This is a genomic window from Aeromonas sp. HMWF015 (genome assembly GCF_963878965.1).
Taxonomy (GTDB): domain Bacteria; phylum Pseudomonadota; class Gammaproteobacteria; order Enterobacterales; family Aeromonadaceae; genus Aeromonas; species Aeromonas veronii.
The window spans coordinates 16785-24702 of sequence record NZ_CAWNZT010000378.1; the positions used below are offsets into that span (position 1 = coordinate 16785).

The 7918-nt window shown below is 48.6% G+C and carries 11 protein-coding genes and 2 tRNA genes; 6 read left to right on the forward strand and 7 right to left on the reverse strand.

What is annotated here, in order from left to right; translation table 11 throughout:
* The first annotated feature begins 82 nt into the window (after positions 1 to 82).
* The 4 genes from AACS18_RS19640 (at position 83) to yjjG (ending at position 2690) form a co-directional block, all read left to right on the forward strand.
* A tRNA-Met gene (locus tag AACS18_RS19640) sits at positions 83 to 159 on the forward strand.
* An 88-nt stretch (positions 160 to 247) separates the two neighbouring features.
* Positions 248 to 324 (forward strand) — tRNA-Met (locus AACS18_RS19645).
* Between the two features lie 171 nt (positions 325 to 495).
* A complete protein-coding gene (locus AACS18_RS19650; protein WP_103251186.1) occupies positions 496 to 1995 on the forward strand; it encodes a M17 family metallopeptidase in 1500 nt (499 codons plus the stop codon).
* Positions 1996 to 2009: 14 nt separating this feature from the next.
* Positions 2010 to 2690 carry a pyrimidine 5'-nucleotidase gene (yjjG, locus tag AACS18_RS19655; RefSeq protein ID WP_005333455.1) on the forward strand — a complete coding sequence of 227 codons (681 nt, stop codon included), beginning with the start codon at positions 2010 to 2012 and terminating at the stop codon, positions 2688 to 2690.
* 117 nt (positions 2691 to 2807) lie between these two features.
* On the opposite strand, the gene AACS18_RS19660 is transcribed toward yjjG, so the two are convergent.
* Entirely contained in the window at positions 2808 to 3527 is a 720-nt protein-coding gene (locus tag AACS18_RS19660; RefSeq protein ID WP_108613081.1) for a substrate-binding periplasmic protein, read from the reverse strand.
* A gap of 346 nt (positions 3528 to 3873) precedes the next feature.
* Between AACS18_RS19660 and AACS18_RS19665 the strand changes: the two genes are divergently transcribed.
* Both AACS18_RS19665 and AACS18_RS19670 read left to right on the forward strand, forming a co-directional pair.
* Entirely contained in the window at positions 3874 to 4431 is a 558-nt protein-coding gene (locus AACS18_RS19665) for a hypothetical protein (RefSeq protein ID WP_108613082.1), read from the forward strand.
* A 9-nt stretch (positions 4432 to 4440) separates the two neighbouring features.
* Positions 4441 to 4836 carry a hypothetical protein gene (locus AACS18_RS19670; protein WP_146184797.1) on the forward strand — a complete coding sequence of 132 codons (396 nt, stop codon included), beginning with the start codon at positions 4441 to 4443 and terminating at the stop codon, positions 4834 to 4836.
* Positions 4837 to 4871: 35 nt separating this feature from the next.
* Here the strand turns inward: AACS18_RS19670 and AACS18_RS19675 are convergent, their stop codons facing one another.
* The 6 genes from AACS18_RS19675 to AACS18_RS19700 form a co-directional block, all read right to left on the reverse strand.
* On the reverse strand, positions 4872 to 5552 hold the full coding sequence (locus AACS18_RS19675; protein ID WP_108613083.1) for a hypothetical protein: 681 nt from the start codon (positions 5550 to 5552) through the stop codon (positions 4872 to 4874).
* Between the two features lie 2 nt (positions 5553 to 5554).
* Positions 5555 to 6193 carry a hypothetical protein gene (locus AACS18_RS19680; protein WP_108613084.1) on the reverse strand — a complete coding sequence of 213 codons (639 nt, stop codon included), beginning with the start codon at positions 6191 to 6193 and terminating at the stop codon, positions 5555 to 5557.
* A 121-nt stretch (positions 6194 to 6314) separates the two neighbouring features.
* Complete coding sequence (locus tag AACS18_RS19685; RefSeq protein WP_108613085.1) at positions 6315 to 6764, reverse strand: hypothetical protein; 450 nt, start codon at positions 6762 to 6764, stop codon at positions 6315 to 6317.
* Entirely contained in the window at positions 6761 to 6967 is a 207-nt protein-coding gene (locus AACS18_RS19690) for a hypothetical protein (protein WP_108613086.1), read from the reverse strand. Before AACS18_RS19690 ends, AACS18_RS19685 begins: the two co-directional genes overlap by 4 nt.
* A gap of 363 nt (positions 6968 to 7330) precedes the next feature.
* A complete protein-coding gene (locus AACS18_RS19695) occupies positions 7331 to 7540 on the reverse strand; it encodes a hypothetical protein (protein WP_108613087.1) in 210 nt (69 codons plus the stop codon).
* Positions 7533 to 7892 (reverse strand): hypothetical protein, encoded by a 360-nt coding sequence (locus AACS18_RS19700; RefSeq protein ID WP_146184798.1) that lies wholly within the window; start codon positions 7890 to 7892, stop codon positions 7533 to 7535. Before AACS18_RS19700 ends, AACS18_RS19695 begins: the two co-directional genes overlap by 8 nt.
* Between the last annotated feature and the right edge of the window lie 26 nt (positions 7893 to 7918).

Here is a 7918-nt window from a genome sequence, read left to right on the forward strand (position 1 = left end):
TTCGTCAGCTTGCGATTGTATAAACAGTCGAAAGCAGACAAACGCAACCAAGCTACTGCTCGGCTTGGGGTGACAATTCGGACGCGGGGTGGAGCAGCTCGGTAGCTCGTCGGGCTCATAACCCGAAGGTCGTCAGTTCAAATCTGGCCCCCGCAACCAACTTTTTAGTCAGCATGCGATTGTGTAAACAGTCGAAAGCAGACAAACGCCACCAAGCTACTGCTCGACTTGGGGGTGACAATTCGGACGCGGGGTGGAGCAGCTCGGTAGCTCGTCGGGCTCATAACCCGAAGGTCGTCGGTTCAAATCCGGCCCCCGCAACCAACTTTCTGTACGTTCCCTTCCTGCATTGCCAATCATTGAACAATCCTTCTTGATGCTCGTCACCATCTGGTGATTGCTGCTATTTCTGACGCTTTTTCAAGACCAAAACTGGTCGTATCAACCATTTGTTGGGTATCATCAGGTATCTCTTCATGGATGAGGCACGCGCCTGTGATCACTCCCTTCACCTATCTTCCTCCTGCTATTGAAAGCCGTGATGCCACGCTGGCCGAAGCCCTTGCCCAAGGGCTGCCGTTGCAACTGCTGCTGATCGCCGAAGAGCAGAAGGAGTCCTTGCTTTCGCTCCCCGCCCTTGCGGGTCTCCAGACCCAGCTTGCGCTGGGGAAAAAAGCGCCCTTTACCCTGATGCATGGCAATACCCTGTTGCAGGTGATGTTTGTGGCCGGCAGTGTGACGCGGGATCACCGCCTCTATAAACAGATCAGAGGCTGGATTGCTCCTCTTTCTGGGCTCAATGTGGAGCGGCTCGGGCTGCATCTGGAAGGTTTTTCTCCCTCCGAGCGAGTGATGCTGGCCGAAGTGATGTTGTCGGCCCTGCTTGCCGCCAATATTTCGTTGCCCACCAGCAAGCGCCGCAGTGAAAGCAGCTGGAGCTATCAGCAGATCAAGGTTTCACCCGCAGTGGTGCTGGACTTGGCACGCCTTTACAGCGAAGCGGGGGGCAACGGGCTGGCTCGCCATCTGGCGGTGTTGCCTGCCTCCGAGCTGACGGCCGCCAGCTATCGCGAGTTTGTCAGCAAGCTGGCGCAAGATGAGGGGTGGCAGTGCCATCACTATGATCAGGCGCAGCTGGCCGAGCTGGGGGCGGGGGCGTTTCTGGCTGTTGCTCGTGGCTCGGAAGACAATCAGGGGGCCATGGTCAAGCTCAGCTACTATCCACCCAAGCCGGTGCGCCGCATTGCGTTGGTGGGCAAGGGGATCTGCCACGACTCTGGCGGTTACAACCTCAAGGTCTCCGGCAGCATGTATGGGATGCATCTGGACATGGGGGGCAGCGCGGTGGCGCTGGGGGCCCTCTACGCCATCAGCCGAGCTCAGCTACCCTACGAGGTACACTGCTGGCTGGCCATTGCCGAGAACCATATCGGCCCTCACGCCTATCGTCCTGGCGAGGTGGTGACTGCCATCAATGGCACCTCCATCGAGGTGGTCGATACCGATGCCGAAGGGCGAATGGTATTGGCCGACACCCTGGCGATGGCGGTGCAGGATACTCCGGATCTGCTGCTCGATTACGCGACCCTGACCGGGGCCTGCAAACGGGCGCTGGGTAGCCGCTACAGCGGCGTCTTTACCAATCGCAGCGAATGGATGGCATCACTGGTCAATCTGGGTCAGCGCAGCGGTGAACGAGTCTGGCCCTTCCCGCTTGATGACGATTATGACGACAACATCGAAAGCGAGTGGGCCGATCTGTTGCAGTGTGCGCCGGGAAGTTCGCCGGATCACATTGATGCGGCCCGTTTCCTCGCCCACTTCGTGCCCGAGCAGACCCCTTGGCTGCACTTCGACCTGAGCGGTTTTCGCAACAAGGGGGGCAATGGGGTGGTCTCCAGCGAAGTGACCGGCTTTGGCGTGCGTCTCACGCTAGATCTGCTGGCCAGCCCACTTGGCAGAGTTGGTCGCCAAGCCTCTGAACAATCTGAATGATAACAAGGATTTCTGTGAAACAACCAAGCTATGACTGGGTACTGTTCGATTTGGATGAAACCCTGCTCGATTTTCCGGTCGCCTCTGCGCTGACGCATACCTTGCAGATCTATGGCGTACAGGCTGATGATGCCAGCATGGCGCAGTACCACGCCCTTAACCACGGGCTCTGGCAGCAGTACAACGACGGCGAGATCGATGCAACGGCGTTGCAGCAGACCCGCTTCTCCCTATTTGCCCAGCAGGTTGCCGCCGATCCCATGGCGATGAACAACACCTTTCTGGAGCAGATCATTGCCCTTAGCATGCCTCTCGAAGGGGTGGTCGAGACCCTGCAGCAGCTACGCAGCAAAGTGCGGATGGGGATCATCACCAATGGTTTCAGCGTGCCTCAGCGGGGGCGGCTCGGCAAACTGGGCTGGAGCGAGTGGTTCGAGCCGCTGGTGATCTCCGACGAGATCCGGGTGACCAAGCCGGCGCCAGCTATTTTCCAGCACACCCTCTCCCTGATGGGGCAGCCGGATCCTGCGCGGGTGCTGATGGTGGGGGATAATCCGAAAACCGATATTGCCGGGGCGGCGGCGCAGGGGCTGGCAACCTGCTGGTACAACCCGGCGCGGCAAGCGGGCGAGTGCGATGCCACACACGAAATCCACCACTTCGCCCACCTTGCCGACATTGTGCTGGGACGCTGATAGCCAGGCTTAACCCATCACGTTATCGATGACGAAATCGTCCTGGCAAGTTGCAACCAGGGTTGTTTGAGACAGGATTGGGTTTGCTTGAGACAGTAAGGGGAGCAGATGCTCCCCTTACTTATGAGTGTTTTCCTGTGAATGCAGGGATCTGAACTGGTAGCGATCGAGGATCTGCTGATAGTCGGGGCTCTGTTTCAATTTATCGATAGCCTGATTGATCCGCTGCAGTTGCGCCTCTGTGGTGCTCTCTTTGCTCAGCATCAGGTGAACCGGTGTCAGTTCGATATGCAGCAGAATATACAGCTTGTCCTGCATGCCATCCTTACCCTGCCACTCTTGCAATCCGTGGGGATCGAGAATAAACCCCTGGATCCGTCCCCCTTGCAACATCTTCAGCAGTTGATCCAGCCTCAGGCGCATCTGTAAGCGAGGCTGCAGCTCGGGCCTTGCCATCAACTTGCGGAAGGTATTGCCGTAATCAAACCCCTTGAGCACCCCGATATGGAAGTCAGGGGTGTTGATCAACTGCTCAAGGGTGGTGATCCCGCGCCAGCGCTCGGCATCTTGCCGACGGATGACGATGGCCGTCTCCTCTTCCCGATAGGGGTGGCTGAAGCGGGCATATTGCTGCCGCTCGGCGGTGATATTGGCTGACATGGCCAGTTGAACCGTGCCGAATTTCAGCTCGTGCAACACGCGAGCCCAGGGCATTTCACTGAATTTGGCCTGATAACCGGCCCGCAGGAAGATGGCGTTGAGCAGCTCCACATCCAGTCCGCGGAGCTGTTGCTGTTCATTGCGATAACTGAAGGGCTGCCAGTCGACCCAGCCCACGACCAATGACTCCTGTGCCGTAGCCTGGCAACACAAACACCATAACAACAAGAGTCTGTACACAACGCATACCCTCGAACAGGCTGATACGGTGAGTATTGGACAGGAACGACGGAGTAACCAGTGCTGAGGGTTGAGCGGATGCACAGATGTGCATCCCTCACAGTTCGTGGGCGTGGAATCCCTTGCTTTGACGCTTAAAAGCACATGATATTGATTGGTGCTGATTATCATTGAATTCATAGTGTCATAGTCTTCGGTGTTACTGCTTGTCTTATACCAGACCTATTGGGATACTACTTATTAGAAATCAACAGTTATGAATATTGAGTAAACTGAGGTGATCATGATTAAGCGGGTCTGGGATGAATTCAAATCAACTCCTATTCAGTCCACTGTGGCTGTTATTAGTTTGCTAACAATGATCGTTGGTGGACTTTCATCTATTCCACTCTTCGAATCGGCCCAAACTCAAGATCCTGAGATTACAAAAAACGGTGTTGTATATGCTCTGACTATGAGCACAGCAATAACCTTTATCTGTGCGACTGTTGTTAAATTCATACCGCGTGGAATAGCAACATTCTTTGGTTCAATAGTAATTGCATCTATCAATTTTTTCATAGTTATCAACATTTTTGATAGTAGTTTAATTGATGGGCTTCATGGGCAACAGTTGAACTCTGCAAGAAATGTTGCATTTTACGGAGTCATGGCGATTTATAGTATTTTTAACTTGGACATCGCCATTGATGAATCGACCGACATTGGTGTACTTGTTATGTCATTAGTCTTTTGGGCTGTAATCTGGGGAAGCATGGTTTCTAAAGGTGAAGGATATCTGACCGGTGCATTTAATCCTTCACTTAAGGAAGTAAAGATTAGCGCACAGAAATTACCATAAGGAAGAATAATGCAAAACGATTGGATTGCAATCTGGGGGGCTGTGCTATCAACTGGATTAGCTTTGTTGAGGCTATGGGAGTTGTATCGAAATTATTTCAATATCGATGTTTCATATAATCCAAAGACAGGTGACGAGATTTATATTAGAAATCTGACTAATAGACCTATCACTGCTGAACACTGGGAATTACAGTGGCGAAAAAGTCAATACTCTAAACCTGTTAGTATCACTATGGAGCAAGACTTTTCTCAAGGTAGAAGAGTTGAGCCACATGGAAGTATAACATTGCGATTTGATATGGAGGATTATTTTAATGTGCCAAGAACCAGTAATAATCAAAAGCTCTATATCAAGTTGTATTTTGTCGGTAAAAAATGGCCGGTATTAAAACGTGTTTATTGATCCCAATAACGAAAAAGGCCCCTTCGGGGCCTTAATCATTCGATTAGTTCAGATACTTGTTTAGCAAGGGCTTCTGCATAACGTTCACGGCATTTCGATTTGATATCTTCAACAGCACGGGCAATCATGTCCTCATACTTGAAAATACGATAGCCTTCGTCCTTATCTTCGTCTTCGCCCTCGATAACAGGCATGATCAAATACCAGTTATCCTTAGCCATAACACCAACAGTGATATGTCCATCGACTTTAACAGCGATAGCGCGGTCAGCGTCAACTTGGTGCTCGGTGCCGAACATCCATGCCATGTTGTGGAGATCTGTCAGTGAAATATTATCACGTTGGCACGCTTCTTTTGACGGCTCATAGTAGCGATGGAGCGAGTTAATGATCTCTTCAACAAGGTGCTGACGATAATCCGGTGGACACAGGTATTCGAATTTACCGTTATGAGCCAGTGCGATCATCATCTGGAAGTCTTTCTCTACCAGTGTGAATGCCGCTGTGCCGATATCACGTTCAATATCACCAGTGTTACCAAGGATAACTGTCAAGATTCCGAATTCAGTGTCAGAGGTATAAACACCGTCAGTTTTGCCACGCTTGATATTATGGGCTCGATAGCCCATATAACGTAGGCTATCGATTACCGGTTTCATGAATTTCTCAGTAGCAAGTTGTTTCAGTTTTTTATCAGAGAGTTTTTTCAATTTCATGATTAAACTCCCTTCACGCTGGCATAAGCATTACGAAAGTCTTTCATTACCAGTCGTGCAGCTTTAGCGGGTAGGGCACAGTGACGACTGATCCGATTAAACGGAGACAAACCATCAATTTCGAAACCAGCATGAATACTGATTAAGTGGGCGTCTGCTTCAAGAATGACATTAAAATCGCGGTCGGCATCATCGACATAAACAGCCTCAGAGGTGACCCAGCGATGTTTCTCACCGAACATGAATGCAATGTTGGTCAGGTCTGTCAGATTCGCTTTGTCATAGTATTCTTGGCCTTCGGCGTGATCGAACTCTTCGAGCAAAACACTGGCAATCTCACTCACTACGGCAGGGTGATATTCTTCATCAATAATGCGGAATTTGTCACCTTCGAAGGTAATGACTTTAGCAATCGTGTCTTCTTCTTGAAAGAAAATATGACCGTTTGAAATCATGATAGCTTGGATATCACCGTGATCGATTTCGAATCTGAAACCGTTACGTGTTTCAATGATTCCACCAGTGGGTATTTCGAGTTTGTCAAAACGTAAGTGAATCTGATGGAAGATATCTTCTTGGATCAAGCGGATGATTTCAGATTCAGAGAGTTCTTTATGGGTTTTGATTTGAATAGTAGGCATTTCGATAGCTCCTTTTAAATTAATGGGTCATGATATATTCCTCAGTCATAATGTAATTTTCACAAGTGGTATTCAGTTATCAATAGGTTAATATTATCATCATAATACAGGGCAATAAACATTAGCACTTGAAGTTATCAGCGGCGATAGGATTCATTATGATATCTAACGCGTTATATAGTCCAGGTGCGGTGATAATCTCGCTAGATTTCCAATAGTATGATCGTTCACGATTACTGGCTTCATAAACTGCGCTGAAAGCAAGTTCTCCACCGAAATCGAAATCTAATTGGAAGTGATTGGTACCGACAATCAATGTGATCATACTGCGTGGACCGTCGGTGAAGAAAACTCTATTACCGTCTTGTTTTAGTGTGTAACGGTTCGCGGTATCTCTTGCGGTGAATTCCTGAATGAAATAATCGATTAGGCGTTTCTTGTGGAAGAAATACAAAGTATCTTCATTAGGCATAAACTTGTTTCGGTACTCTGTCTCTTGGCAGAGGAAAGTCCATTCAGAATCTTCACCGAACAAGCCATTGTAATACTCCGCTTTAACTGATTCTGTCATACTCGCTCCCAGTGATTTGATTTGCCACGGGTAAACATCACATCGTTGATAAGCAGGGTGTGGAGTTTGCTGTCCTTCACCTCATATTCAATGCTGGTGGGAGTGATGGCGTGTTTCTGGCATAGTGATTTGATTGATCGGAAAATATTAGGGGTTTGCTGGCCAGTGCTATCACCGATCTGTTTTGAGATTTGATAAATCATACTGTCTCCTTGTTCTTGATATAGTCATGATAACAGCTATTATCATCACAATAAACAAAGGTTGACGATTGATTGAAATATGAGCTATCAAATTATTTTTGATTGAAAATGTTTACCGTTTTTTGAAGCGTGATTATAATGCAGTTATCGCGTTAGCGATTTCGCCGTCAGGCGATAAGTATTAACAATTAATAATAATTAATAAATTAGTATTAAAAAATAAGATTGTCGCGTAGCGACTTCGCGAAGCGATAATTATTACTATAATAATAGTATTGATCATAATACTACTTAATGGATAATCGCTTCGCGAAGTGCTGGCGCACAGTATCACTTCGATCAATAGTTCAATATCTAATCAGTTCAATAATCGATCAACTCACTCATAAGTCTATCAAGTTCGTCTGTCTGCACGATCTTCCAGTAGCTATAACAATCCACCAGCTCCAATTCTACGCCAAACAGCTCAGGAATCGATTCCATCACCTCGCTAGTGTCATCATAGCGACCTACCACAAGATCACGGTAAATCACTGGCAGGGAGCCACCAGCGATTTCTTCAAAGTCAGACATACAGCTTACCGATTCGCTCTGCTTCCAGTTCTCGCTCACGTTCTGCAATTTCTGCCACGGCTTTCAGCTCGTCACGCATCAGATCAACTACTACATCACGCGGTAGGCCAGTCATGCCTGCTACTGAGGGATTCGGCTTTGACTTATTCATACTTTCAATCCAATCGTCCTTGAGGCCGTGTGCCCAGCAAGAGCGAATGAATCGGCGAATCTCTGATTCGAATTCTGGGTCGATAGTGCTGGTGGCTACTTCATCAAACTGTTCATCTTGTTTTTCTTCGATTTCTTCAACTTGTTCGACTTTAAATCCGAAGCCGAAGCCCTTCATTTCAATATTGGTCGGATTAAACATTCTTCTTCTCCTTCATGTTCTTCATG